The following is a 26,537-nucleotide window of genomic DNA, read 5'->3' as shown; positions in this document are numbered from 1 at the left end:
ATCTGTTCGCGCTATCACGGCAAATCAGTTGACGCTAGGTGTCAAATTGCACAGAGGTCTGTGCTAATTTGCAGGGGAAGCCTCAAGTTGAGACATGATTTCAGCAATCACTTTTTCCCACATTTCAGGGGGTTGCGCCCCGGGGACGGCATGTTGATTGGCAACGATGAACGTCGGGACAGAGCTGACGCCCATTTGCCTGGAATGGCTGTCACGGTTGCTGATATCCTCGCGATCGGCATCGGATTTCAGCAGTTTTAGAACGACTGCGGCGTCCATGCCCGCATTGTCGGCAATATCCGCCAGAACCTCATGATCGCCGATATCGCGGGCCTGTACGAAATAGGCATCGAACAGTGCATCGACCACGGCGTTCTGTTTGCCTTCAATCCCTGCCCAATGGATCAGGCGGTGCGCGTCCAGAGTGTTGGGCGTGCGCTTCATACCTTCGAAGTCGATCTTAAGGCCTGCGTTCTCGGCATGATCAACAACCGGTGCATAGGCCCGCACAGCACCGTCCTTGCCCCCGAACTTGCGTTCGAGATATTCGCGGCGATCCATCCCGGCATCCGGCATGTCGGGGTTTAATTGGAATGGATGCCATTCGATCACAAACGGATGGTCCGGGATCGCCGCCAGCGCCTTGTCCAGATGGGTTTTGCCGATATAGCACCAAGGGCAGATCGGGTCGGACATGATATCAAGCTTGACGGTCTCGGTCATGGGTTGGTCGCCTTGAAATAGGCCGGCAGCGCCCGGCGCAGAAGTTTCCCGTTCCCGCCGGTGGGCAGTTCAGGCAGATGGATGAAGGCGCGCGGTTGCTTATAGCGCGCCAGATTTGCCTCGACATAGGTGCGCAGGGCGTCGTCGTCCAGCTTTTCCGGTCCTGTATAGAAGGCTGCTATCACAAATGTGTCCTGTTTAACCTCGACTGCCGCAGCCCCGACCTGCGCGATGCCGGGATATCGGGACAGCGCGGCCTCGACCTCAACCGGTGACACCCTATAGCCGCCTGCATTCATCATATCGTCATCGCGGCCCAGATAGGTGATCTGGCCATCCACGGCCATGGCCCCTTGATCGCCGGTAAGGAACCAGTCGTCCTGCATCCGGGCTTCGGCCTCGTCCGGGGCGTTAAGATAGGTCAGCATCAGGCCGGGGTCGGACCTGTGTACGGCAATGGTGCCTTCCTGACCCTGAGGTACAGGACCATCAGGTCCCAGAATGGCCACACGGCGGCCAGGCTGCGGCTGGCCCAATGCATCGGACCGCGCTGGATGCGCCGGGCTGGACGAAATGAAAGTCGAACACTCGGACATGCCATAAGCTTCGTAGAGTTCAGTGCCGGTCGCTTGCGCCCACTGTTCATGCAGATGCCGTGACAGTTTTTCTCCGGCGCATAACCCATGCCGCAATTCCGGCAGGTCGAGGTCGTCTGTTGAGCTCACCACCTTACGGAATACGCCCGGTGCTGCAGCAAAGATGGTGACTTGATGATGGCGTAGCAGGGCAGGTAGTGCGTCCAGATCGGTGCTAGGCGCGGGGATAAGAGCCGTTGCGCCAATGGTCCACGGATCCATCAGACCGGTGCCCAAGGTATAGGTCCAGTTGAACGCGCCTGCGTGACACAGGCGATCGGTTTCACGCAGCCCGTACCAGCCATCCACCATCATCTGACGCGCCCAGATGGCACGATGGGCGTGGGCCACAGCCCTCGGTTTTCCCGATGTGCCCGAAGTATAGACGACATAGGCCATCCGTTCCGGGTCACCCAATTGAAACTCAGCAGCAGGCAGATCACGCATTCCGGCCAAATTGGACAGGTCAATCTGAACCGGGTGCGCGGCGCACGCAACTTGTGGGTCACGCAGAATGATGGCAGGCCTGAGGTCCTTGATCATGCGTTCTGTTTCCGGCTCGGTCAGCTGCGATGATGTTGGGACCGGGATGATGCCGACAGCAATCGCTCCGAGATAGGCAATCGGGAAATCGACCGTGTTCCCAAGCCGCATCAACGCGATATCGCCGGGCTTCAAACCGGCATTCAACAACCCTGTGCCAGTGCCCAGAATGGCCTGCTGCAACTCGCAAAACGTCCAATTCCGGGCATCCGTGGAACCCACGACGGACAGGGCGGTCTTATCCGCAAGCCTGTCCGCACAGCGCAGTACATGCGCTGCCAGATTGAACGGAGACGGGCAGGCCGGCGGCGGCCCCTGATCAAAAATTGAAAGCATGGCAACTGGCTAGCGCGACCACTGCTGCGTTGCAAGCGCGACGGGCTGCGCCTATAGAATGACGCATGAGCACCCAAGACCAGACATCACTGATCCGCATTGCCCGGGACTCCGGCGAACATACGGAAGTTGAACCACTGGACCTCGGCGCGCGAGTGCGCGAGCTGCGGAAAGCGCGGAAATGGACGCTTGAACAGGCGGCCACACAAGCCGGTTTGGCGCGTTCAACGCTCAGCAAGATCGAAAACGGTCAGATGTCGCCCACCTATGACGCGCTGAAAAAGCTTGCGACCGGTCTTGAGATTTCGGTGCCGCAGCTGTTTACGGCGCCACAGCGGGACCAGGTGATCGGCCGGATGGCCGTGACGCGCATGGGCGAAGGGTCTGCCCATCCCACAACCACCTATGAACATGAACTGCTGGCCGAAACGCTGACAAAAAAGCAGATGTTGCCCTATCGGGCCCGTGTCCGCGCGCGGTCAATGGATGAGTTCGACGGCTGGGTCCGCCACGACGGAGAAGAGTTCTTGTATGTCCTGACGGGTGTTGTGCGCCTTTATACCGAGTTTTATGAACCAGTCGAAATGCGCCGCGGCGACAGCGCCTATTACGACGGGAGCATGGGTCACAATGTAATCTCGGTCAGCGACGAAGATGCAATGATCCTGTGGGTGACATCACTTACTTAACGACCGGCTGAATTCCCGGTTCAAACCTTCCGTGAACAAAAAGTCCTCAAGCTCTTCGTGGGCTTCGTTCATGGTCAGTTGATGGCGTTCAGCCAGATACGCTTCGAAACATTTGCGGTCTTGGCTTAACCGCACCATGTCCTGATCCCGCAGGTTTGGAAAGCGCCGTTTGGCGCGGGTATACATTGCACTCCAGTCTTGCGTCAGATCGGTCCATTTCAACATTAGACAGCTTTCCGTATTCATGGTTTCAAACCGCTCGTCCCCAGAACCAGCGTACGTATGTGATGGGGGCGTTCGGGCATGACAAAATGTCGCACCCGGGGTCGGATGGCGGAAAGATTTTTGGCGGGGTCGAAAGTGCCCGTTGCAGCCTATCCGCAACGGGCAGACGGACCTGATTTTTGAGTGAGTGGAGGCCGGTCCGTAGATTCGATGTGCTGCGCACCGGACGAAGAGTTACGTTTTGAATTTCAAAGCAATAATCAATTCGTGCAGCGCACTGCAGTATATGTACAAGCTATATCGCCAAAGCCCGTTCAGTAAAGCTTTTTGTGTGAGTTTTTTTAGGGAACACTTAACGTAGGGACAGTTGCAACATGTCGGCGCGGCGGAAATTCGACCCGCAATATGCGGTGCCATATGGCTGTGTGCCGTTTTCCGCCTACGTCCTTTTGGAGCCGCGCGTGACCGGTTACTCTTCGTACCACCAAACCTGCGGCATGTACTCGGGCCCATCGCCATAGATCGGCAAGTTTTCCGGCTGCTTGAGTTCCTTGGCGTGGGCGATCCGGCCTACATCAAAGTTCCAAATCGGAATGACATAGCGCCCGGCGGTCAACACACGATCAAGCGCGCGCGTTGCAGCGACGAAATCCTCATGACTTTCCGATGCCAACATGGCGTCAATCATTCCGTCCACAGCGGGTGAAGCCACCCCCATCAAGTTGCGCGTGCCTGGAGTGTCCGCGTTTTCGCTGCCCCAATACAGGCGCTGCTCGTTACCGGGTGACAGGGACAATGCGCGACGGAAATAGGTCATGTCGAAATCCAGCGCCGACGTTCGGCTTGTAAACTGGGCGCTGTCGACCTGTTCGGTGTTCACAGCGATGCCAAGACGTTCCAGCGCGCGCGTGTAGATCTCGATTGCTGTTTCGCTTTCGGTGTCGCCCTGTTGCAGCAATACGGTCAGCGTAAAAGCATCGCCGTTTTCGTTACGCAGCACGCCGTCCTGGATGGTCCAACCAGCCTCAGCCAACAGTTTGGTTGCAGCGCGGATGTTCGAACGATTGCGGGCCGATCCGTCACTTTCCGGCAGGGTATAGCCTTCAAGCGTTCCGGGGGGCAGGTCGTCCTTGAACTCCAATAGCAGCTCTTCGACGCGATCACTTGCCGGGCCGGGCTGCATCGCAAGGTCCGAGCCCGAGAAATAGGATGAGATACGCGGCTGCGCGTTACCGGTAATCGTGTCGTTGATGAACTCGAAATTGAATGCCAGTGTCAGCGCCTCGCGGACACGCCAGTCGGCAAACGGCGCTTTGCGGGTGTTCATGACAAACCCGGTCATGCCCGAAGGCTTGCCGTGTGGGATCTCGGTCTTGACCACATCTCCACGCTGGACGGCCGGGAAATTGTATTGGTTCGCCCATTTGTCGGCATTGAATTCACGTACCGCAGTCAGTTCACCGGCTTTGAAGGCCTCAAACAGAACTGTGCCGTCGCCGTAAAACTCGATCCGCATTTCGTCCAAATTCATGGTGCCTTTACGGAAGGGAATATCAGTGCCCCAATAATCCGGGTTCCGCTTGAGGTTCACGTATCTACCGGCCTCATAGCTGTCGACGATGTAGGGCCCGGTTCCGACCGGAATGTCATGCAACCCGGCATTGGCAAAATCTTTACCTTCCCACTGGGCTTTCTGCAGGATCGGGCGCAGGCCTGCAATCAGGGCAAGCTCGCGGTCGGGCTCGTTGAAGGTGATGCGCACCGTGCGGGGACCGGTCTGTTCGATACTGTCTATCTTGCCCCACAACCCGCGATATCGCAGGTGGCCTTCGGTGCCTAAAGTCTCATACGACCAGATGACATCATCCACTGTGACTGGTGTACCATCCGAGAATTCGGCGTTCTCACGCAGGGTGAATTCGACCCAGGACCGGTCCGGCGCTGTCTCAACTGATTCGGCTAACAGCCCGTAAAGAGTGAAAGGTTCGTCCCAGGATCGACCCATCAGGCCCTCATGGGTCCAAAATCGCAATTGCCAGGGCGAGCTGCCTTTTTGCACGAACGGGTTCAAACTGTTATAGCCGCCCGTATTTCCGAACACGACTTTTCCGCCTTTTGGCGCGTCCGGATTTGCGTAGGGCAGGGACACAAAATCCGGTGGTAAGGCGGGGTCACCATACATAGCTATGCCATGGGTCGATTCTGCATAAGCAATTGACGTGCTCAAAAGTGCAGTGATTCCCGCGATCAATGGGCGAACGGGGCGTAGAAAATCGGGGCTCATTTTGGAAACAATCCTGCTCTGGCCTTATTTTGTTGGGATTCATCGTAGCTATGATTTTTCTTGTTTTCAAACTTTTAGCTTGGACGAACACAAGAAATTGCTTATAAAGGATGCACTGCTCGATAGGTTTCTTGCCTGTATGAAACCTGCCTCAATAACTTAACGCCCGCTTCGTGCGGGCGTTTTTTTTGTCCGGATCTGACGTAGGATGCGTCGCCCGAATGTTTCCCCGTTTTCTTTGCAGCTGCAGCATGGCACTGTGTCGCCAAAGTTGACTTTGTGGGAGTTCGGCCATGAGCCTTTCGGGAAAAACAGCCATTATCACCGGATCGAATTCAGGGATCGGATTAGGCGTCGCGCGCGAGCTGGCGAAGGCCGGGGCTAACGTGGTGCTGAATTCATTTACCGACCGCGACGAAGATCATGCGCTGGCCGCTGAGATTTCGAAAGAGACCGGGACCAGCGCACGCTATATCAAGGCGGACATGTCTAAGGGTGAAGAATGCCGCGCGCTGATCGAAAAGGCGGGGGCATGTGATATTCTGGTGAACAACGCGGGCATTCAGCATGTTGCGCCGGTTGATCAATTTCCGGTCGAAAAGTGGGATGCGATCATCGCGATCAATATGAACTCGACTTTTCATACGATGGCCGCCGCTTTGCCAATGATGCGCAAGGCCGGGTGGGGACGTATTGTGAATATCGCCTCGGCTCATGGGTTAACGGCGTCTCCGTTCAAGGCGGCCTATGTCGCGGCAAAGCACGGCGTGGTTGGTATGACCAAAACCGTGGCGCTGGAGACCGCGCAGGAGCCAATCACATGCAACGCGATCTGCCCGGGATACGTCCTGACACCATTGGTCGAGGCACAGATCCCAGGCACCATGAAGGAATACGGCATGAGCCGTGAGGACGTGATCAAGAACGTGATGCTTGAACGGCAACCTTCGAAAGAATTCGCAACGGTCGAGCAATTGGGTGGCACCGCGATCTTCCTATGCTCAGATGCGGCAGCGCAGATCACCGGGACCACGATCTCGGTCGATGGCGGTTGGACAGCGTTGTGAGTTTTGACGGGGGCGCTGCCCCCGTACCCCCGGAGTATTTTGGAAAAGATGAAGGGGCAGGACGGTGAAACGGATCAATCTGGCTTTGCAGGGTGGCGGCGCGCACGGTGCCTTTACCTGGGGCGTTCTGGACAGGCTGCTGGACGAAGAGGATATCGACGTCGCAGCCATCACTGGGACCTCGGCCGGGGCGCTGAATGGCGCTGCGTTCAAATCCGGGATGGTGCACAACGGACGCGACGGCGCGCGGGCTTGTCTGGACGGGCTATGGGCACGGATGGGTGCGGTGGGGGATATGCGCCTTGCCAACTGGATGCAGGCGCTGGAGCCTGCGCAGATTGCCCAGTCGATGGAGTATTCACTGCCATTCTCGGTTGGTGACGCCTGGTCGCGAATGGTGTCGCCTTATGCCTATGGTCCTTTTTACCGCAATCCTCTGGAACCGGTTGTGGATCGGTTCAACTTTGATGAGATTTGCACGGATCAAGGACCCCAGTTGTTTGTTTGCGCGACCTGTGTACGCAGCGGTAAGATCCGGGTGTTCACCGGGGAAGAGATTTCAACGGATGCCATTTTGGCCTCGGCCTGCCTGCCGAGCCTGTTTCAGGCCGTCGAGATATTTGACCCCAGCTCGGGCCGGACCGAGGCATATTGGGATGGTGGTTACACTGGAAACCCGGCGCTTTATCCTTTGTTTAACAGTGATTTGCCTGAAGACGTCGTGGTCGTGAACATCAACCCGCTTGAGCGTGATGAGGTGCCAAAAACTCCGCAGCAGATCCAGAACCGGATCAATGAGATCAGCTTTAACTCATCCCTGTTTCGCGAGCTGCGGGCGATCAATTTTGTTCAGCGTCTGTTGGCGGACGGCAAGCTGACGGCCGGAGAGATGAGCCGCGTATTTGTTCACATGATCGCGGATGACGAATTGATGAACGATTTGTCCGTGGCAACCAAGACGGTTCCCAACCCTGTGATACTGCATAAACTGAAGGACGCCGGGCGCGCGGCGGCACATCGGTTCATTGGCGATCACAAAGCTGATCTTGGCGCACGCAGCACCGTCGACCTGCCCGAGATGTTTGGCTGATCACTCGGGCGGCTGCGTCGGGTCTTTTTCGTTGGGATAAACAAGGCCTGCGGAAATCACCAGCTTTGCGGCGTCCTCGATTGTCATATCCAACAGGATCACATCCTCGGCCGGGAAGAACAATAGGAAGCCAGAGGTCGGGTTGGGCGTGGTCGGGACGAAGACACCTAGCAGTTCACCCCCGGTTTCAGCCCGCTCGCTGACTTCGCCTTTTGCCGCGGTAGAGACGAAACCAATCGCCCAGATGCCGCGGCGCGGGTATTGGATCAGGCAGGCTTTTTCGAACGACCGTTCAGTCTGCGCAAAAACCGTTTCCGAGATCTGCTTGATCCCGGAATAGACAGACCGGACAACGGGCATCCGGCTGACAAGACTTTCGGCAATTTGGATCAGGGACCGGCCCAGAATACCTTTGGCGATCCATCCGACCAGAACAGTGAAGATCAGGAAGATGACAACGCCGACGCCGCGCAGGTTGATGCCCACGTATTCCTGCGGCTGGAACCGTTGTGGAATTATGGGTAGCACCGCACTGTCGATCCAGCCGACCACGGACCAGATCAGCCAGATGGTCAGCCAAACCGGCGCAATCACGACGATGCCCGTCAGGAAAGACGCGCGCAGTCGCGAAAACAGGCCCGGGCGGCGTTGTGGTTCTTCGTCAAATGGCGTGTTCATTGCGGTCCTGAGCGGTTTTCTGCCAAATTAGTTAAGCAGCTGGGTGCCTTGGTACAATAGGCTTATGTCAATCGGTTCGGTCGGACAGCGCCCGAGCAATTCCGGCCGCCAGTCGCGCGTTATTACGAACCAGGGCAATATTGGCCGTCAGCGAACGCCCTTCGGTCTGTTCGTAAATCCGTTGCAGCAGGTACGGCGTGACGCCCTTGCCGCTGATCCGGTGCGCGTCTGCGTCGGCCTGTGCCGATGCAATGATGGGTGCCAGTTCTTCGGCCGGGATCTGATCGGGGGTCGGGATTGGGTTGGCGACCAACTGACCACCAGGCAGGCCAAGCGCGCGGCGCGTTGCGTGGGCCGTGGCGATGTCTTCGGCGCTGTCCATACGCAGGGGCGCGGCATAAGGAGATTTGGCCGACCAGAAGGCCGGGAATTCGTCCTGCCCGTAGGCGATGACAGGAACGCCCAGCGTTTCCAGAACCTCGAGCGTTTTTGCCAGATCGAGGATGGCCTTTGCGCCTGCAGCGACAACCGTAACCGGGGATTGCGCCAGCTCATGCAGATCGGCTGAGATATCAAAGGTCGTCTCGGCACCCTGATGCACGCCGCCGATGCCACCGGTGGCAAACACTTCGATCCCGGCATAATGGGCGGCGATCATCGTCGCAGCGACTGTGGTCGCGCCAGTGCCGCCGGTTGCCATGCAGGCGGCCATATCTGCGCGGGACAGCTTGGCGACGCCCTGCGCCTGACCCAACGCTTTCAGCTCATCTGCCTCAAGGCCCACATGCAGTTTGCCTTTGATCACGGCCATGGTTGCTGGAACTGCACCCGCGTCGCGGATATCCTGTTCAACCTGTGCCGCAACCTCGATGTTCTGAGGGTAGGGCATCCCGTGGGTGATGATGGTGCTTTCCAGCGCAACGATGGGCTGGCCTGCGTCCTTGGCGGCGCGGACCTCGGCGGAATATTGAATGTCGATCACAGTGGGGTTTCTCCGGATACGTAAGTTGCGGCGGCGTTCAGCGCGCGGGTCAGGGCCTCGGCGCTGGATGCTCCGTCGGATTCTGAGGCGATGTGGGCCGCCATAAAAGTGTCGCCTGCGCCGGTTACGCGGGTAACCAGAACGGACGGGGGTGTTTGGGTCAGGATTTCATCCGCATTACCAACCGTGGCCGAGCTTCCGCCGTCGGTGACCAACACCCGCAGCGCGCCGCGATCCAGCAGGCCTTTGGCGGCGCTTTCGGAATCCTTGAATTCACGCTGACACAGGATGCCGGCTTCTTCGAGGTTCACATACAGCGTTGCACGCGCATGTTTCAGGAACGGCAGCAAGCGTTCGGCTTTACCGGGCGAGGCCGGTGCGACACGCAGATCGGCGCGCGCAAAGGCGGGGCTTTGGGCGATTTCCTCAAGCAAGTTCAGTGTCAGATTGCCGTCCAGCGCGATAGGTCCTTCAAACGGCTCGTTTTCGTATCCTAGCGGCCCGTGCATCAGTGGACGCAGGATTTTGGCACCCGCGGCCTCAAGCGAATGCGCGTCGGCAATGGCCGCAATCAGGCCGTTGGCCCCTTCGACCGCCATGTAACGGTCGGTCGGCAAATCCTGTGAACGGTAAATGTGATCCGTCACCATGCCCAGTCGGAAACAGGCATTTGCCAACTCATCGCCCTCAGGATCGCGCCCGATGGCGGTCAGCAGGGTGGGGGTCATGCCAAAACGCACCAGTGTCATGGCGATGTTCATGGCCACGCCACCCGGTAGGCGGGTGATCCGTCCCGGCACGTCCGAGCCTTGCCGCATGGCGCTGGCGGACCGGCCAATCACGTCCCAAAGAACCGATCCGATACAAAGGATGTCGCTGTTTTGTGTCATGTCGTCGTCATGCCGCAGCCCCGGCGTAGGTGCAAGCGTTAACGCTCGCACCGATCAGCGCATCGCGTCGGTCAGACCCTTCAGCGCGGCCAGAGGGTCATCCTGTGACCAGATCTCGTCCCCGATACCGAAAAAATCGGTGCAGGGGGTCAGATCGCGAACCAGGTCGGGGTTCAGGCCACCCTCGGCAACGACCGGAACTTCGATCGTCTCAGACCACCACTGGAACAGATCCATTTCGGCGATTGTGCCATCACCCAGCGTTGACGCGCCCACTGGTCCAAAGGCGACATAGTCCGCACCGGCCTCGCCAGCCGACATGCCGTCATGGCTGGACGCACCGCAAAAGCTGCCAACGATGGCTTCCGCGCCCAATTCCTTTCGTGCAAACCGGACCGAGCGCGCGGCGTCATCCAGATGCACCCCGTCCAGCCCCAACCGCTGCGCCAGCAGAACATGGTTCGAGATCACCAGCGCCACATCGCGCGCATGCGCAACCTCACGGCAGGCATCCGCCGCGCGGGCGATCGTGTCTTCATCTCCACCAGCCAGCGCCAATCGGATACAAGCGATCTCTGCCCCGTCCAACACGCTGGCCAAACGGTTCGTAAAGGTGCCCAGTTCGATGGTCGGTGGCGTAATCAAGTAAATCTGCGGCTGCTCGGGGGTGTCCATTGGCGCGTCCTTCGCTTTCAGTCTTTTTCGCGGTTTAGCGGATTGCGGCGGGGAAGCAAACTTTTATGCTGGTTTCCGGCCCAAATGAAGGCGCGGATGGCTTGCCCTGCCTGTGCGCGCAGATTAGAGCAGGCGGAACCTTCGGAGACAGCCATGCCCAGCGATAAATCTCAGCCCTCATTCGTGCTTGTGCGCCCGCAGATGGGTGAAAACATCGGTGCCGCCGCGCGGGCGATGTGGAATTTCGGGCTGGATCGGATGCGCATTGTGGCGCCTCGGGACGGATGGCCGAACCCCAAGGCTGTGGCGATGTCCAGCGGCGCCGGGCGTCTGTTGGATGAGGCGCAGCTATACGACGATCTGGCCGGTGCGCTATCCGACAGCACTTTTGTTTTTGCGACCACGGCGCGACAGCGTGGATTGACCAAGCCGGTCTACAGCCCGGAACGCGCAATGCAGTTGGCTGCCGAAAAGGTTGCTGCTGGTGAAAAGGTCTGTGTTCTGTTTGGCCCGGAACGCGCAGGGCTTGAAAACGAAGACATCGCTAAGGCAAACGCGATCATCTCGGTTCCGGTGAACCCGGAATACGCCTCGCTGAATCTTGGCCAATGCGTGCTTCTGACCGCCTATGAATGGATGCGCCAAACCGGCGATGTGGTTCATGAGGCCACCGATCTGGGCAAGGGCGACTGGGCCACGGGTATCGAGGTCGAGAAGCTGGTCGAACACTATGAAGACCGGCTGGAAGAGGCGGGGTTCTTTTATCCACCCGAAAAGGCTGAGGGTATGAAGACCAACCTGCGCAACCTGTGGTCGCGGATGTGCATGACGCGGGCGGATGTGCAGATGCTGCATGGGGTCATGCGGCAGATGGTCCGCTGGAAAGACAAAGGCTGAGGCTGGACCTATGTTCCGCTTCACCCTAGCTTGCGACAAAATCCAAGGCACAAGAGGACAGCATGAGCGGTAAGCGCAGCATCTTCGAAGACGTCTCAGACACTGAAAAACAACAAGCCGTTCAACCGGGTATGATCGATCGTGGTCGCGGGGGTGCGCGCAAGGCCATTCGCGCCTGGCTGATGATCCTGTTTGCGCTGGTGGTCGTCATGATCGTTGTGGGCGGGCTGACCCGCCTGACTGACAGCGGGTTGTCGATCACCGAGTGGCGGCCGATTACCGGGGCCATCCCGCCGATGAATGAGGCGGACTGGCAAGCCGAGTTCGACAAATACAAGCAAATCGACCAGTGGCGCATTCAGAACCAATGGATGGAGCTGGGTGACTTCAAATCCATCTACTGGTGGGAATGGGGCCATCGTCAGCTAGGGCGCGTGATTGGGCTGGTCTGGGCTCTTGGCTTCTTTGGCTTCCTTATCGCGCGGAAAATACCAACCGGCTGGACCGGTAAGTTGTTGATTCCGGGCCTTTTGGGCGGTGTTCAGGGTGCAGTCGGTTGGTGGATGGTCGCCTCGGGCGTGACACAGGGCGAGGGGATGATTGCTGTGGCCAGCTATCGTCTGGCGATTCATCTGGGGCTGGCTTTTGTAATTCTCGGCTTCCTTGCATGGTACATCTTTGAGCTGGGCCGCGACGAACGTGACCTGATGCAGGCCCGACGCGCGAAAGAGGCGAAATTGTTCTCGCTATCCACCGGGTTGATGCATTTCGCCTTTTTGCAAATACTCATTGGTGCGCTTGTCGCCGGGATCGACGCCGGGCGGTCTTATACCGATTGGCCGCTGATCGGTGGTCAGCTTCTGCCGCCTGACATGGCGATGCTGGAACCGATGTGGCGCAACTTCTTTGAAAGCCCGGGTCTGGTTCAGTTCATCCACCGTTGCGCGGGCTATCTGCTGTTCATCTTCGGCATCGTCGTCTGGCGGCGCGGCAGCACCAGTGCACATCCGCAAACTCGCTTTGCCTTCAACGCGGCCTTCGCAGCGCTTTCGCTGCAGGTGGTGATTGGGATCGCGACCGTGATCTACGCAGCCCCGTGGCAGATCGCCATCTTCCACCAGTTCATGGCCGTCGTCGTCTGGACCCTTATCCTGCGGGCGCGGTTCCTGACCGCTTACCCAATAGCAACCTCTTTGCGCGGAGCCTGAATTCCATGAGTGCATATGACGATTTGACGGCATTTCAGCGCGAAACCTCAGCTCTTGGCGAAATTGCCGGGCGTTTGGGCTGGGATCAGGAAACGGTGATGCCCCGGGGGGCCGCGTCGCAGCGGGCCGAGGAAATGGCAGCGATTGAAGCGGTTTTGCACGCGCGCCGATCCGATTCCCGTGTGGCTGAATGGCTGGAACAAGCCGACCCTCAGGACCAGGTCGGTCAGGCGCAATTGCGCGAAATCCGCCGGTCCTATGAACGGACGGTCAAGGTGCCTGCCGATTTGGCAACGGCCATTGCGCGCGTGACGTCAGCAGCACAGGGAACCTGGGCGCAGGCCCGCGCAGACGAAGATGTCGCCGCTTTCTTGCCCGTTTTGGGCGAGGTCGTGGCGCTAAAGCGTGAAGAAGGCGCTGCACTGGCGCAGGGTGGCAATATCTACGACGCGATGGTCGAGGATTATGAGCCTTACACAACCGGATCGCAAATCGCCGAAATCTTTGACCAGATGCGCCCGCGTCTGGTAGCACTGCGCGCCGCTGTTCTGGAAAAATCTGCGCCTCAGGCTTTGACGGGGAGTTTCGATGAGCTGAAACAGATGCAATTGTCGGAAAAACTGGCAACCACTTTCGGGTATGACCTGAATACAGGCCGCATCGACAAGGCTGTTCACCCGTTCAGCTCGGGCAGTGGCTCGGATGTTCGGATCACCACCCGGACCAGTGAAACCGATCCGTTCAATTGTTTCTATTCGACGATTCACGAGGTCGGCCATGCCGCCTATGAACAAGGGATTGATCCAGCCTACGCCCTGACGCCTTTGGGGCGGGGTGTGTCGATGGGTGTGCATGAAAGCCAAAGCCGGATTTACGAGAACCAACTGGGCCGATCCCGAGCCTTTACCGGTTGGCTGTTTGGCCAAATGAAAGACGCGTTTGGCGATTTTGGCATCACCGACGCGGATACGTTCTATGCAACGGTCAACGGTGTTCACAACGGTTATATCCGCACCGAGGCGGATGAGGTGCAATACAACCTCCACATCATGCTGCGCTTTGATCTGGAACGCGCGCTGATGGCCGGTGACCTCCAAGTGGACGATCTTGAGGCCGCGTGGAACGACCGTTTCAAGGCGGATTTCGGATATGCGGTCGACAAACCTTCGAACGGATGTCTGCAGGATGTGCACTGGTCAGTGGGTCTGTTTGGTTATTTCCCAACCTATTCGCTGGGCAATGTCTATGCAGGATGCCTTTACCAAGCGTTGCGGAACGCTGTGCCGGAACTGGATGCGCAACTGGCAGCAGGTGACACGTCAGGCGCAACCGATTGGCTGCACGAGAATGTGCAGCAACATGGCGGGCTTTACGCTCCGCGCGAGACCATTCAGCGTGCAAGCGGTATGGAACCCGGACCTGACCCGCTACTTGGGTATCTGGAACAAAAATTTGGCGAATTATACGGGCTCTGAGGTCAGAAAACGTTTCGTCAAGTTGCCGTGTAGGTGCATTGGTTTTGACTTGAATGAGGGTAGGGTGGTTCGAACGGTTTTACCAAAGGAACCACCTTGTTCTTTGCAACACATGTCAAACCACACTTAGCCTCAATTCTGACCAGCAACACGCGCCTGGTGGCGCGTAGGCGCGTGCTGGAGGCAAAGCATCACGTGCTGAACTGCCCGCGCGTTGTCCATTATTTCCATGATGTTTCCGACCCATACTGTCACCTCTCCGCACAGGTCTTACAGCAGTTTCGAGACACCTATGATATCGAGCTACGCCCGCATCTGATTTCGGGCCCTCCGGCCGAGGCTTTGCCGGACCCGGCAGCACATCGGCAAAATGCTATCAAAGATGCGGCAAGGCTGGCCCGAAAGCTTGGTCTCAGCCCTCCTGAAGGCGCAGTTCCTGACGAGGCTTTCATTGCAATTGCGGAAAAACAGATGGCAGCCGAACTGACGAATGAGAGCTTTGTTAAAAATGTCCGAGATATCAGCGAAGATCTTTGGTCGGGAAAGGGCTTTTCGTCTTCTGATCACCCCTTACCGGCTGCGCTGATCGAGGATGGTGACCAACAACTTTCAGCTTTGGGTCACTATCTCGGCGGAACGTTTCACTACGATGGTGAATGGTATTGGGGCGTTGATCGTCTTCATTACCTCGAAAGTCGGTTGCTGCACGTGGGTCTGGGAAGCGGATCGTCACCGATAGTGTCTTTGCCTTCAGTGCAACTGGACCAAGAGAAGTCTAAAGATCAGGAGATTGAGTTCTTCTTTTCTTTCCGCAGCCCTTATTCGTATCTGGCATTTGACCGAGCTGTCGATTTGGCACGCCATTACAACGCACGAATGGTTCTGAGGCCGGTTTTGCCTATGTTGATGCGAGGCTTACCCGTCCCTCCACCCAAGTCCTCCTACATCCTTTATGATTGCGTGCGCGAAGCGCGGCGGTTGGGGATCCCATTTGGGCGTATCTGTGATCCTTTAGGCAAAGGGATCGAGCGTGGTTATGCCTTACTGGATTACGCCGAAGCGCAGGAAAAACTGCCTGAGTTCTGTTCCGCCTTCCTGCGCGGCGTCTGGTCAGAGGGTCTGAATGCTGCAACCGATCGGGGGCTTCGGATTATCGTCAAAAACGCGGGGTTGGATTGGCAGAGTGCGAAACCGAACGTTAGCTCAGATCGTTGGAGAGATCGGGTAGCGGTCAATCAGGACCGTCTGCAAGAGATCGGGTTGTGGGGTGTCCCAAGTTTCCGCGTCGCCGGGGAAAGTGTCTGGGGACAGGATCGCCTTTGGGCTGTTGAAGACCTTTTGATTTAAAAAAGGCGCCACACCCGAAAGTGTAGCGCCTGAATAGTGTTATGGATCAGTCGGTTACTCTTCCGCTTCGTCCTCGTCACCCTGATCGGCGATCCAGGCAACACTGACGACCACTTCGCCTTTGCCGGTGTTGAAGACCTTCACGCCACCGGCCGAGCGGGAGCGGAACGAAATCCCATCAACCGGCACCCGAATCGATTGGCCTTTGGACGTCGCCAGCATGATCTGATCTTCCATATCGACCGGGAACGAGGCGACGAGTTCGCCACCACGCATCGCCTTGTCCATGGCGGCCACACCCATCCCGCCGCGTCCGCGGACTGGGTAGTCGTGGCTGGAGCTCAGCTTGCCCGCGCCGCCTGCTGTGATCGTCAGGATCAGGTTTTCGGCTGCCGACATCTCGGCATACTTTTCCTGGTTGAAATCACTGCTTGCCGCGGCTTCTTCTTCGTCACCAGCGTCATCTTCGGTAAGCCCTGCAACCGCACGGCGCATTTTGAGGTAAGCCACACGATCTTCGGGGGTCGCTTCGAAATGGCGGATCACCGACATCGAAACCACGCGGTCTCCATTGGACAGCCTGATACCGCGCACACCGGTGGATTCGCGCGAGTTGAACACCCGTACATCGGTGGTGCGGAAGCGGATTGCACGACCCGAATTGGTGACCAGCATCACATCTTCATCTTCCGAGCAGATGCGGGCGTTCACCAGCTCAACATCTTCGGGCAGTTTCATTGCGATCTTGCCGTTGCGTCGGACATTGGTGAAGTCCGACAAGCGGTTACGACGCACGTCGCCCGCGCTGGTGGCGAAGATGATTTGAAGGTTTTCCCATTCTTCATCGGGTACATCCACCGGCATGATCGCGGCGATGGAAACACCGGTTGGGATCGGCAGGATGTTGACGATTGCCTTGCCCTTACCTGTGCGCCCCGACTGCGGCAGACGCCAGGTCTTGAGCTTGTAGACCATGCCATCCGTCGTGAAGAACAGCAGCTGCGTGTGTGTGTTGGCCACGAAGAGGTTGGTGACAACATCCTCTTCCTTGGTCTGCATCCCCGACAGGCCCTTGCCGCCGCGCTTTTGAGCGCGGAAATCGGCCAGCGGAGTACGCTTGATGTAGCCGCCCGACGTGACGGTCACGACCATGTCCTCACGCTCGATCAGGTCCTCATCTTCCATGTCGCCGGACCAATCGACGATCTCGGTGCGACGGGGAACGGCAAACTGTTCACGAACGCTGCGCAGCTCATCTCCGATGATCGACATGATGCGCTCTCGCGAGGACAGAATATCGAGGTATTCTTGGATCTTACCTGCCAGTTCTTCCAGTTCGTCCGTGACCTCTTTGACACCGATCTGAGTCAGTCGCTGCAGACGCAGGTCGAGGATGGCGCGGGCCTGAACTTCGGTCAGGTTATAGGTGCCGTCGTCGTTCATCTTGGACAGAGGATCGTCGATCAGGCGCAGATAACTTTCGATCTCAGCCGCGGGCCAACGGCGGGTCATCAGCTTTTCTCGCGCTTGCGCCGCGTCAGCGGATGACCGGATTGTGGCGACGACCTCATCAACGTTCGACACGGCCACGGCCAGGCCACACAGGATGTGGCTGCGTTCGCGGGCTTTGCGCAGGTCGTACGCAGTGCGACGGGCGACGACATCTTCACGGAAGTCAATAAAGGAGGTCAGGAACCGGCGCAGGGTCAACTGCTCGGGCCGGCCACCATTCAGCGCCAACATGTTGCAGCCAAACGAGGTCTGCATCGGCGAGAAACGGAAAAGCTGGTTCAAAACAACTTCGGGCGTCGCATCACGTTTGAGTTCGACCACGACACGCACCCCATTGCGGTCGGATTCGTCCTGAACGTGGCTGACGCCTTCGATGCGTTTTTCGCGAACGGCTTCGGCGATCTTTTCGATCATCGAGGCCTTGTTCACCTGATAGGGGATCTCGTCCACGACGATGGCATAGCGGTCCTTGCGGATTTCCTCAACGCGGGTCTTGGAGCGGATTATGACGCTGCCGCGCCCTTCCAGATAAGCTTTGCGCGCGCCGGAACGGCCCAACATCACACCACCGGTTGGGAAATCAGGGCCGGGGATATATTCGATCAGCTGTTCAGATGTCAGATCCGGTTCATCGATCAGCGCCAGCGTTGCATCGATGACTTCGCCAAGGTTGTGCGGCGGGATGTTGGTTGCCATGCCGACGGCGATACCACCGGCACCGTTGACCAGCATGTTCGGGAAACGGGCGGGAAGAACCGTCGGTTCACGGTCCTTGCCGTCGTAGTTGTCCTGAAAATCGACTGTCTCTTTTTCGATATCGGCCAACAGAGATGCGGCCGGCTTGTCCATCCGCACTTCGGTATAGCGCATGGCCGCCGGGTTATCGCCATCCATCGAGCCAAAGTTGCCCTGACCATCCAGCAGCGGCAGCGACATCGAGAAATCCTGCGCCATCCGCACCAGCGCGTCATAGATCGCGCTGTCACCATGTGGGTGGTATTTACCCATGACATCGCCAACCGGACGGGCCGATTTGCGGTATGACTTGTCGTGGGTGTTGCCCGTCTCGTGCATGGCATAGAGGATGCGCCGGTGCACCGGTTTCAAGCCATCCCGCAGATCGGGGATCGCGCGGGACACGATGACCGACATCGCATAGTCCAGGTAGGACGTGCGCATCTCGGATTCGATGGATACCGTCGGGCCGTCATATACGGGACGCTGGGGCGGTGTTTCATCCATGTTTTCTGGGGTTTCTGGCGTATCGCTCACGTAACCTGCCCGTTTATTGTGCTGGGTCTATATCTTGTGGATGTACCTTATCAGACCCGGCACATAAGGTGCAAGCAAGCAGCGCAATCTGGGCAAAAAACACCCGTAACACTGGGGTAACATATTGTTAACCAAGGGTTAGGTGGTTTCTGTGTTATGCTGAAGAGACCTTGCAACAATTTTGGAGGTCTGCATGGAGCAAAGCGAAACAGAACTGATGCTCAAGGGGTATGGGCTGACGACGGCCGAATTTTTTTATCACATGCCCGACTATATTCACGTGCTCAATACATTTATCTGGCAGGAATACGACCTTGCGCCGGATCATCCCAAACTATTCGATTTTATTGAATTCTGGCAGCGAGAGATTGAAGGACCGCTGCATTCCGTGCGGTTTACACATCGCAAGATGATCGCGCCTGGGGAATGGCGCAACGTGGTAGGCGAATTCCGAGTGAATTGACGCCGGGGCGCATCAGGCCCAAACCCATATACATTTCCGGTGCATCCGGTATCGTGGCGGCGAAGTCATTGGCCACAAGCGGAAACACGGAATGCCCAGAGTTTTATTGATTGCAGTTGCCATCTGCCTAGCCGGGCCGGTGTCGGCCGAAGGTGTCCTTGATAAAATCAAGAAGGGCGCTGAAAATACGGCTAATGCTGTCGGACGCGGGGCAGAAACCGTCGGGCAGACACTCGAAAAAGGGGCGAACGCGGTTGACGAAACCATCACGTCCACCTCTGATTTGCTGTCCAACGAGGCGACGCCCGAAGAGACACGCGCCAAGCTGGATGTCATGGCCGTCGATGTGTTGGCGCAGTTGCTTGCCGAAAATCCCCAAGCACAAGCGCTATATGATGTCAGCGCAGGGTATGCCGTTTTCGATTCCCGCAAGGTTACAGTTTTCCCGGTGTCCGCAGGGTACGGGCGCGGTGTTGCCGTGAACAAAGACACTGGTCAGCACACCTATATGAATATGGGAACCGGCGGCGTGGGCGCGGCGATCGGCATCGGCGGGTTCGAGACCAAATTCGTGATCCTGTTTGAAACGGAGACGGATTTGGACAGTTTTATCACGCACGGTTACGACGCGACTGCGGAATCCGGCGCAATGTATGGAGATGAGCGCACCGATGAGACGCTCAGGTTCACAGACGGGCGGTCGTTTTTCGTGCTCAGCAAAAAGGGCTGGCGCGTCTCGGCTGGGGCGTCCGGCACAAAATACTGGAAATCGCCCGAGCTGAACTGATCAGCCCGAGCAGCTGGCTCCACCCAGAACGCAAAATTTTGCGCAATGTGGGTGGTTGAGGTGCACGTCGGCCTCCGCCTCGGCCAGTGTGGTGCCCATTTCAAACTCAGGCTCGTACGGCAGTAGGGTACAGGCCAGAACGGCAGGCCGTTCTGCGCCTTTGCGTTTGACCACCATGCGGGCATTCGAACACATAACAGCCTCGGGTGCTTTATCCAGAATGCCCCAGCAAGCGGTTGTGATTTCAGGAACTTCGACGGTTTCGTCCATCTCGGGGAACAAAACGGTCTGGCTAGGATTCTGTGCGTTGATGTCAAAGCTGTGCTGCTTGAAAAACGCCTCATACCCGGCGCGGCTGTCGGCGTCGCTGTCACCCCAGACCGTGCGCCCTGCGATAGCGATATTGAACCCGTTGTCGCGCAACCACTCCATGCCAGTTATCGTCTTGTCAAAGCTGCCTTTGCCGCGTTCCTCGTCATGCAGTTCGGGGCGATAGTGGTCCACGGAAACGCGAAGTGTCAGCTTGTTTCCATAGTTGCGCTTCAGATCCAGCAACCCCTCGCGCATCTTGCGGCGCATCATCGGCAGCATCGCATTCGTAAGGATCAAAACCTCATAGCCGCGTTCCAACGCGACACGAGTCATGTCGATCATTTCGGGGTTCATAAAAGGCTCGCCCCCGGTGAACCCAATCTCACGCACCGGCCAGTCGCGTTCTTCGATCTGGTCCAAGTAGTCGCGCACCTCTTCGGTGGTGATATAGATCAGCGCGTCGTTGGTTGGACTGCTGGCGATGTAGCAGTTGACGCATTCGATGTTGCAAAGAGTGCCGGTATTGAACCACAACGTCTCGGGGTTTTTCAACGCTACGGAAGCGCGGGTCTGCCCATCTGCTGTCACCAATTTGTTCTGAAATTTGCCGATATTGGCGGTCTGAGGCGCGTTGTCTTTCATTCCGGTATCCGGTTCTTTGAAGTTACTTCTGATGTAGCTGCTCGACTCGGATTAGTTAAGTCAAGCAAGTGCGACCTGACAGAGTTTTGATAATGGGGGATTTACGCTGACCGATTGCGCTAACATTGGACATGCCCGGCGGGGCAAGATAAGGAAAAACCATGGTTTCTCGCGTCATACCTGTTGATCCGTTCGATCTCGTCATTTTTGGCGGGACCGGTGATTTGGCGCAACGTAAGATTCTACCGGCCCTGTTTCGGCGCTTTTGCTCAGGGCAGTGGGCCGAAGGTGTGCAAATCATAGGCGCGGCGCGCACGGTCCACGACCGCGCGGGGTTTCAGGCAATGGTCGCCGAATCGCTGCGAACCCATGCGACTGCGCAATGCCGGGACGAGGGCGCATTGCGCGCGTTTCTGGACCGCGTCGATTATGTGACCCTCGACGGATATTCGAATGAGGGCTGGGATCAGCTTTCTGACAAGCTGAACCAAGATCGGGTGCGCGCGTTCTATTTCTCGGTCGGTCCGCGCCTGTTCGGGCCTTTGGCCGAAAGGATCAAAGCGCATGATCTTGCAACGCCAAGCACGCGGATCGTCGTTGAAAAACCCTTTGGCCACGATCTGGAGAGTGCGCGGGCGTTAAACGCGACCTTGGCTGAGCATTTTAGGGAAAGCCAGATCTACCGGATCGATCACTATCTGGGAAAGGAAACCGTCCAGAACCTGATGGCCGTCCGCTTTGGCAATATGCTGTTCGAACCGCTGTGGAACAGCCAGTACGTCGATCACATCCAGATCACGGTGGCCGAATCCGTAGGTATCGACGGGCGGGAAGAGTATTATGAGCGCGCAGGTGCCATGCGCGACATGATGCAGAATCACCTGATGCAGTTGCTGTGCCTAATCGCGATGGAGCCGCCGGCGAAGTTTGATCCGGATGCCGTGCGGGACGAAAAGCTCAAGGTTATTCGTGCCCTTGATCAAGTTGAACCGCACCACATCGTGCGTGGACAGTTCGATGGCCGCGGCGGCCGAAAAGGATACCGCGAAATTGTAGGCAACCCACGTTCGACCACCGAAAGCTATGTGGCGCTGCGGGCGCATATCAGCAATTGGCGTTGGGCGGGCACGCCGTTCTATCTACGCACGGGCAAACGTCTGGTTGCGCGGTCATCGGTGATCAATGTGATGTTTAAAGACGCGCCGCATTCAATTTTCGGCGAAGAGGCTGGACGCCACGCGAATGTCCTGTCGATCCGGCTGCAGCCGAACGAAGGAATAACGCTGAAGGTGACGATCAAGGAGCCGGGGCCGGGCGGTATGCGTCTGGTCGATGTGCCCTTAGACATGAGTTTCGCCGAGGCGCTAGGGTCAGGAAACCAAGACCCCCCGGATGCATATGAACGGCTGGTGATGGACGTGATCCGGGGCAACCAGACCCTGTTCATGCGCGGGGATGAGGTCGAGGCCGCATGGGCCTGGACCGACCCGATCATCGCGGGCTGGCACGCGCGCGGTGACGTACCAAAACCATATGAAAGCGGCAGCACAGGCCCGGGCGACGCCGAGCTGTTGATGAAACGAGATGGTCGCCGATGGCAAGGAATAAACCCATGAAGATTCAGGAATATGCTGATCGCGATATGCTGGCCATTGATGTCGCAAACGCCTTGGCCGGAGAGTTGGAGGCCGCCTTGCTGCATCACGACACGGTCTCAATGGCCGTGCCAGGCGGTACGACCCCTGGGCCGGTGTTCGATGGTCTTTGCGCGGCTGATTTGGCATGGGATCGGGTGCGGGTACTGCCTACCGACGAACGTTGCGTTCCGGGTGACAGTGACCGTTCGAACGAACGGCTGATCCGGCAGCGCCTGCTGACGAACCGAGCCTCGGTTGCGCAGTATGTGCCGCTGTATCTTGAGGGTAAGGAACCCGACGATGTCCTGCCGGAAATCGAGAACCTGATCGCGCCGGTTTTGCCATTGTCGGTTCTGGTATTGGGGATGGGTGAGGATATGCACACCGCGTCACTGTTTCCGGGGATGCAGGGGCTTGAGGCCGCGCTGGACAGCCATGCGCCCATCCTTGCGGTTGCCCGTCCCGAAACCCAGCCCGAGGCACGGATTACGCTGACCGGCCCGGTGCTGGACGGCGCGCTGTCCAAACACCTGATTATCTATGGCGCCGCCAAACGTGACGCGTTGGAAAAGGCCATGTCGCTGCCACCAGAAGAGGCCCCGATCGCCGCCGCGCTGACCGGCATGACGGTTCATTGGGCGGAGTGACACAGATGCAATTGAACCCGCTCAAAACCCTTGCATCCGATGCTCAGGACGAAGCCATCCTGGGCCTGTTTGAAACCGATCCGAACCGCGCGCAGAGTTTTTCTGCATCGACCGGCGACCTGTTGTTTGATTACTCTAAAACTCAGATCACAGATGAGGTCCGAAAAGCCTTAATCGCGTTGTGTGATGAGGCGGGTCTGGCCTCGCGCCGCGCCGCGATGTTTGACGGGGAAAAGATCAACGAAACCGAAGGTCGCGCGGTTTTGCACACTGCGCTGCGCAATCTGGACGGTGGTCCTGTCGAAGTTGATGGGTTGGACGTCATGCCCGACGTTCTGGACACGTTGCAACGGATGCGCGTCTTTGCAGAAGAGGTGCGTGGCGGCGCGGTCACCGGGGCAGGGGGCGCCTTTACCGATGTGGTCAATATCGGGATCGGTGGTTCGGATTTGGGCCCAGTGATGGCGACGCATGCGCTGTCCCCGTATCATGATGGACCAAGACTGCACTATGTCTCGAATGTGGACGGCGCACATATCGCCGATACGCTGCGCCAGCTTGATCCAACGCGGACACTGGTGATTGTTGCCTCCAAAACTTTCACGACCATCGAGACGATGACCAATGCCCGAACCGCGCGAGCTTGGATGGAAGATGGCGGCGGCGACCCGGCCAGACAGTTTGCCGCCGTGTCCAGTGCGTTGGACAAGACCCAAGCCTTTGGCATCCCTGAAGAGCGTGTGTTCGGTTTTGCCGATTGGGTCGGCGGGCGCTATTCGGTCTGGGGCCCGGTGGGCCTGCCGGTAATGATCGCCGTCGGATCGAACGCGTTCGACGCGTTCCTGCGTGGTGGAGAGGCGATGGACGTCCACTTCCGCGCCGCCGACTGGGTCGAAAATATGCCCGTTATGCTGGCTTTGGTCGGCATTTGGCATCGTCAAGTTCTGGGCCACGCTAGCCGGGCCGTGCTGCCTTATGATCAACGCCTGCTGCGATTGCCAGCGTATTTTCAACAGCTCGAGATGGAATCGAACGGCAAATCTGTTGCCATGGACGGCAACACTCTGACCATTCCCTCGGGTCCCGTCGTTTGGGGTGAGCCGGGCACCAATGGGCAGCATGCATTCTATCAGTTGATCCACCAAGGCACCGACGTGATCCCCTGTGAGTTCATGGTTGCGGCCGAAGGGCACGAACCGGAATTGACCCAGCATCACCGCCTGTTGTTGGCCAATTGCCTTGCGCAGTCCGAAGCTCTGATGCGCGGACGGTCGCTGGGTGAAGCACGGCAACGGATGGCGGAGAAGGGGCTGGAAGGGGACGAGCTGGAACGGCAAGCCCGTCACCGTGTTTTTCCGGGCAACCGTCCTTCGACAACGTTGATGTATCCAATGCTCACGCCGTTTGTTCTGGGCCAGATCATCGCGCTTTACGAACATCGTGTGTTTGTCGAGGGCGTCCTATTGGACATCAACTCGTTCGACCAGTGGGGCGTTGAGCTGGGCAAGGAACTTGCGACATCTCTCGGCCCGATCGTCGACGGAGAAGAAAGCGCGACTGGCAAGGACGGCTCGACCGCTGCCCTGGTTGCCTATGCAATGCGCCACCGCGATTATTAACGCGGTTTTTTGCAGTCTGCCGTGAAGGCAGGCTGCATTCTTTTATTGTCAGACAATTAAATGATTGGCAGGGTCTGTTCTTAGGGAACGCCCTGAACACTTTGCTTTGCGCACGCTGGCGAGTGGCATCAGGCAAGCAGACAGCACTGCCCAATAGAGGCGACGCTGATAATGGGAGGATGTCCATGCTGGGACAGATGATGACGCAGCCTTTGCTGATTTCGTCGCTGATTGATCACGCCGAACGCTATCATGGCCAGACCGAGATCTACTCGGTCGAAACCGATGGATCGGTCACCGAAACCACATGGGAGCAAGTGGCGCAAAACGCGCGAAAACTGGGATCAGCGCTGACCAAGCTGGGGTTGGAGCCGCAGGATCGAATTGGCACGTTGGCCTGGAACAACCGGCGACATCTGGAGATCTACTATGCCACCTCCGGCGCGGGTTTTGTGTGCCACACGGTGAACCCCCGGCTTTTCCCGGAACAGCTGACTTACATTATCAACCACGCCAAAGACCGGGTTCTGTTCTTTGATGCGACATTCATCCCTCTGGTCGCGGCCCTGCACGAACACCTGACCGAAGTGCGCCATTTCGTTTTGATGGGCCCACGGAATGAAGACGCCGTTGCCCAAATCCCTGGCGTCGCGTTCTATGATGACCTGATCGAAACTGGCGATGGCGATTTTCAGTGGCCGAGTTTCGATGAAAACACAGCGTCCAGCCTGTGTTACACCTCGGGCACGACGGGCAATCCCAAAGGCGTTCTGTATTCCCATCGTTCCACAGTCCTGCACAGTTTTGGATCGAACACGCGAGATGTCATAGGCTTTTCTGCTATGGATGTCGTGATGCCGGTGGTTCCAATGTTCCATGTCAACGCCTGGGGGTCGCCCTATGCCTGCGCCATGTCGGGTTCACGCATGGTGCTGCCCGGGCCGGGTCTACATGGCGAAGCACTGGTGAATCTGGTCGATACATATGGCGTGACGCTGGCAATGGGGGTTCCGACGATCTGGCAAGGCTTGCTGGCACATGCCGAGAAGTCAGGTAGCAAACTGGCCAGCTTGAACCGCACTGTGATTGGCGGTGCTGCGTGCCCGCCCTCGATGATCGAAACTTTCCGCGAGACCTATGGTGTCGATACGGTTCACGCCTGGGGCATGAGCGAGATGAGCCCGCTGGGAAGCACGAACAACCCACTGGCCAAACATCTGGACCTTCCGCCTGAAGAACAACACAAGCTGCGCGAAAGCCAGGGTCGTCCGCCCTATGGGGTCGAGTTGAAAATCGTCGATGATGACGGCAATGATCTGCCGCATGACGGCGTTACGCAGGGCGATCTGCTGGTGCGCGGTCATTGGGTGTTGGACAGCTATTTCCAAATGCAGGATGAAGACCTACTGCAGGACGGATGGTTCGCGACCGGAGACGTGGCAACGCTGGACCCCGACGGGTACATGACTATCCGCGACCGGTCCAAGGACATCATCAAATCCGGGGGCGAGTGGATCAGCTCGGTCGAGTTGGAAAACATCGCCGTAGCCCACCCGCAACTTGCCACTGCAGCCGTTGTTGGTGTGCCGCATCCCAAATGGGACGAACGCCCCTTGTTGGTGGCTGTCAAAGCCGAAGGCGCGGACCCGAGTGAAGCGGAGTTGCTAGCTTTCTTCGACGGTAAAATCGCCAAGTGGCAGGTGCCCGATAAGGTAGTATTTGTGGATGCATTGCCACTGAACGCGACCGGCAAGGTCCTAAAGCGCAACCTGCGCGCAGACTTCGAGAGTGCCTTGATCGGCTAAGCGCCTGATATTGTTGGAAATGGCTCCGGCGGTAGGGATCGAACCTACGACCAATTGATTAACAGTCAACTGCTCTACCGCTGAGCTACGCCGGAAC

Annotated in this window: 23 protein-coding genes and 1 tRNA gene; 13 read left to right on the top strand and 11 right to left on the bottom strand. The window is 57.8% G+C overall.

Annotated elements, in window-relative coordinates; translation table 11 throughout:
* Positions 1-63: 63 nt before the first annotated feature.
* Both AC2FD9_RS20910 and AC2FD9_RS20905 read right to left on the bottom strand, forming a co-directional pair.
* Complete coding sequence (locus AC2FD9_RS20910) at positions 64-723, bottom strand: DsbA family oxidoreductase (protein WP_058271782.1); 660 nt, start codon at positions 721-723, stop codon at positions 64-66.
* The gene (locus tag AC2FD9_RS20905; protein ID WP_496838711.1) at positions 720-2,237 is read right to left on the bottom strand and encodes a class I adenylate-forming enzyme family protein; all 1,518 of its coding nucleotides are present in this window, start codon (positions 2,235-2,237) and stop codon (positions 720-722) included. The genes AC2FD9_RS20910 and AC2FD9_RS20905 overlap by 4 nt, the downstream gene beginning before the upstream one ends.
* A gap of 65 nt (positions 2,238-2,302) precedes the next feature.
* Here AC2FD9_RS20905 and AC2FD9_RS20900 point away from each other — a divergent pair, with 65 nt between their 5' ends.
* On the top strand, positions 2,303-2,926 hold the full coding sequence (locus AC2FD9_RS20900; RefSeq protein WP_058271780.1) for a helix-turn-helix domain-containing protein: 624 nt from the start codon (positions 2,303-2,305) through the stop codon (positions 2,924-2,926).
* On the opposite strand, the gene AC2FD9_RS20895 is transcribed toward AC2FD9_RS20900, so the two are convergent.
* Together AC2FD9_RS20895 and AC2FD9_RS20890 are read right to left on the bottom strand one after the other, a co-directional pair.
* Positions 2,915-3,151: a hypothetical protein gene (locus AC2FD9_RS20895; RefSeq protein WP_058271932.1), complete on the bottom strand. Its 237-nt coding sequence runs from the start codon at positions 3,149-3,151 to the stop codon at positions 2,915-2,917. The two genes, AC2FD9_RS20900 and AC2FD9_RS20895, sit on opposite strands and share 12 nt — an antisense overlap.
* Before the next feature lie 469 nt (positions 3,152-3,620).
* A complete protein-coding gene (locus AC2FD9_RS20890; RefSeq protein WP_282118312.1) occupies positions 3,621-5,435 on the bottom strand; it encodes an extracellular solute-binding protein in 1,815 nt (604 codons plus the stop codon).
* A 293-nt stretch (positions 5,436-5,728) separates the two neighbouring features.
* Between AC2FD9_RS20890 and AC2FD9_RS20885 the strand changes: the two genes are divergently transcribed.
* Positions 5,729-6,502, top strand: coding sequence for a 3-hydroxybutyrate dehydrogenase (locus tag AC2FD9_RS20885; RefSeq protein ID WP_282118313.1), 774 nt, complete (start codon positions 5,729-5,731; stop codon positions 6,500-6,502).
* Between the two features lie 64 nt (positions 6,503-6,566).
* On the top strand, positions 6,567-7,592 hold the full coding sequence (locus AC2FD9_RS20880; RefSeq protein ID WP_496838710.1) for a patatin-like phospholipase family protein: 1,026 nt from the start codon (positions 6,567-6,569) through the stop codon (positions 7,590-7,592).
* On the opposite strand, the gene AC2FD9_RS20875 is transcribed toward AC2FD9_RS20880, so the two are convergent.
* The 4 genes from AC2FD9_RS20875 to AC2FD9_RS20860 form a co-directional block, all read right to left on the bottom strand.
* Positions 7,593-8,270 carry a DUF502 domain-containing protein gene (locus AC2FD9_RS20875; RefSeq protein ID WP_113790156.1) on the bottom strand — a complete coding sequence of 226 codons (678 nt, stop codon included), beginning with the start codon at positions 8,268-8,270 and terminating at the stop codon, positions 7,593-7,595.
* Positions 8,271-8,337: 67 nt separating this feature from the next.
* Positions 8,338-9,252, bottom strand: a complete 915-nt coding sequence (locus tag AC2FD9_RS20870; RefSeq protein WP_496838708.1) for a pseudouridine-5'-phosphate glycosidase — start codon at positions 9,250-9,252, stop codon at positions 8,338-8,340.
* Complete coding sequence (locus tag AC2FD9_RS20865) at positions 9,249-10,142, bottom strand: PfkB family carbohydrate kinase (protein WP_496838707.1); 894 nt, start codon at positions 10,140-10,142, stop codon at positions 9,249-9,251. The genes AC2FD9_RS20870 and AC2FD9_RS20865 overlap by 4 nt, the downstream gene beginning before the upstream one ends.
* A gap of 54 nt (positions 10,143-10,196) precedes the next feature.
* Entirely contained in the window at positions 10,197-10,817 is a 621-nt protein-coding gene (locus tag AC2FD9_RS20860) for a thiamine phosphate synthase (protein ID WP_496838705.1), read from the bottom strand.
* A gap of 153 nt (positions 10,818-10,970) precedes the next feature.
* Between AC2FD9_RS20860 and AC2FD9_RS20855 the strand changes: the two genes are divergently transcribed.
* The 4 genes from AC2FD9_RS20855 to AC2FD9_RS20840 all read left to right on the top strand — a co-directional run bounded on the left by AC2FD9_RS20855 (position 10,971) and on the right by AC2FD9_RS20840 (position 15,744).
* A complete protein-coding gene (locus AC2FD9_RS20855) occupies positions 10,971-11,714 on the top strand; it encodes an RNA methyltransferase (protein ID WP_496838703.1) in 744 nt (247 codons plus the stop codon).
* Positions 11,715-11,776: 62 nt separating this feature from the next.
* Positions 11,777-12,922, top strand: coding sequence for a heme A synthase (ctaA, locus tag AC2FD9_RS20850; protein WP_496838701.1), 1,146 nt, complete (start codon positions 11,777-11,779; stop codon positions 12,920-12,922).
* Positions 12,923-12,927: 5 nt separating this feature from the next.
* The gene (locus tag AC2FD9_RS20845) at positions 12,928-14,397 is read left to right on the top strand and encodes a carboxypeptidase M32 (RefSeq protein ID WP_496838699.1); all 1,470 of its coding nucleotides are present in this window, start codon (positions 12,928-12,930) and stop codon (positions 14,395-14,397) included.
* 159 nt (positions 14,398-14,556) lie between these two features.
* On the top strand, positions 14,557-15,744 hold the full coding sequence (locus tag AC2FD9_RS20840; protein WP_496838695.1) for a DsbA family protein: 1,188 nt from the start codon (positions 14,557-14,559) through the stop codon (positions 15,742-15,744).
* A gap of 54 nt (positions 15,745-15,798) precedes the next feature.
* On the opposite strand, the gene gyrA is transcribed toward AC2FD9_RS20840, so the two are convergent.
* Positions 15,799-18,528, bottom strand: coding sequence for a DNA gyrase subunit A (gene gyrA, locus AC2FD9_RS20835; RefSeq protein ID WP_496705394.1), 2,730 nt, complete (start codon positions 18,526-18,528; stop codon positions 15,799-15,801).
* Between the two features lie 193 nt (positions 18,529-18,721).
* Here gyrA and AC2FD9_RS20830 point away from each other — a divergent pair, with 193 nt between their 5' ends.
* On the top strand, positions 18,722-18,991 hold the full coding sequence (locus tag AC2FD9_RS20830; protein WP_058271768.1) for an usg protein: 270 nt from the start codon (positions 18,722-18,724) through the stop codon (positions 18,989-18,991).
* A gap of 91 nt (positions 18,992-19,082) precedes the next feature.
* Positions 19,083-19,778 carry a lipid-binding SYLF domain-containing protein gene (locus tag AC2FD9_RS20825; protein WP_496838693.1) on the top strand — a complete coding sequence of 232 codons (696 nt, stop codon included), beginning with the start codon at positions 19,083-19,085 and terminating at the stop codon, positions 19,776-19,778.
* Here the strand turns inward: AC2FD9_RS20825 and AC2FD9_RS20820 are convergent, their stop codons facing one another.
* Positions 19,779-20,732 (bottom strand): radical SAM protein, encoded by a 954-nt coding sequence (locus AC2FD9_RS20820; RefSeq protein WP_496721719.1) that lies wholly within the window; start codon positions 20,730-20,732, stop codon positions 19,779-19,781.
* A 161-nt stretch (positions 20,733-20,893) separates the two neighbouring features.
* Between AC2FD9_RS20820 and zwf the strand changes: the two genes are divergently transcribed.
* From zwf to AC2FD9_RS20800, 4 genes are all read left to right on the top strand, one after another.
* Entirely contained in the window at positions 20,894-22,348 is a 1,455-nt protein-coding gene (gene zwf / locus AC2FD9_RS20815; protein WP_496838691.1) for a glucose-6-phosphate dehydrogenase, read from the top strand.
* A complete protein-coding gene (gene pgl / locus AC2FD9_RS20810; protein WP_496838690.1) occupies positions 22,345-23,016 on the top strand; it encodes a 6-phosphogluconolactonase in 672 nt (223 codons plus the stop codon). The genes zwf and pgl overlap by 4 nt, the downstream gene beginning before the upstream one ends.
* Positions 23,017-23,021: 5 nt before the next feature.
* The gene (gene pgi, locus AC2FD9_RS20805) at positions 23,022-24,635 is read left to right on the top strand and encodes a glucose-6-phosphate isomerase (RefSeq protein ID WP_496838689.1); all 1,614 of its coding nucleotides are present in this window, start codon (positions 23,022-23,024) and stop codon (positions 24,633-24,635) included.
* A 185-nt stretch (positions 24,636-24,820) separates the two neighbouring features.
* A complete protein-coding gene (locus AC2FD9_RS20800) occupies positions 24,821-26,440 on the top strand; it encodes a long-chain-fatty-acid--CoA ligase (RefSeq protein ID WP_496754199.1) in 1,620 nt (539 codons plus the stop codon).
* Positions 26,441-26,460: 20 nt separating this feature from the next.
* On the opposite strand, the gene AC2FD9_RS20795 is transcribed toward AC2FD9_RS20800, so the two are convergent.
* Positions 26,461-26,535 (bottom strand) — tRNA-Asn (locus AC2FD9_RS20795).
* Between the last annotated feature and the right edge of the window lie 2 nt (positions 26,536-26,537).

It is taken from the genome of Ruegeria sp. YTSC230, assembly GCF_059609665.1.
The sequence above is the reverse complement of the archived record's forward strand: the minus strand, read 5'-3'. Positions and strand labels throughout refer to the sequence as shown.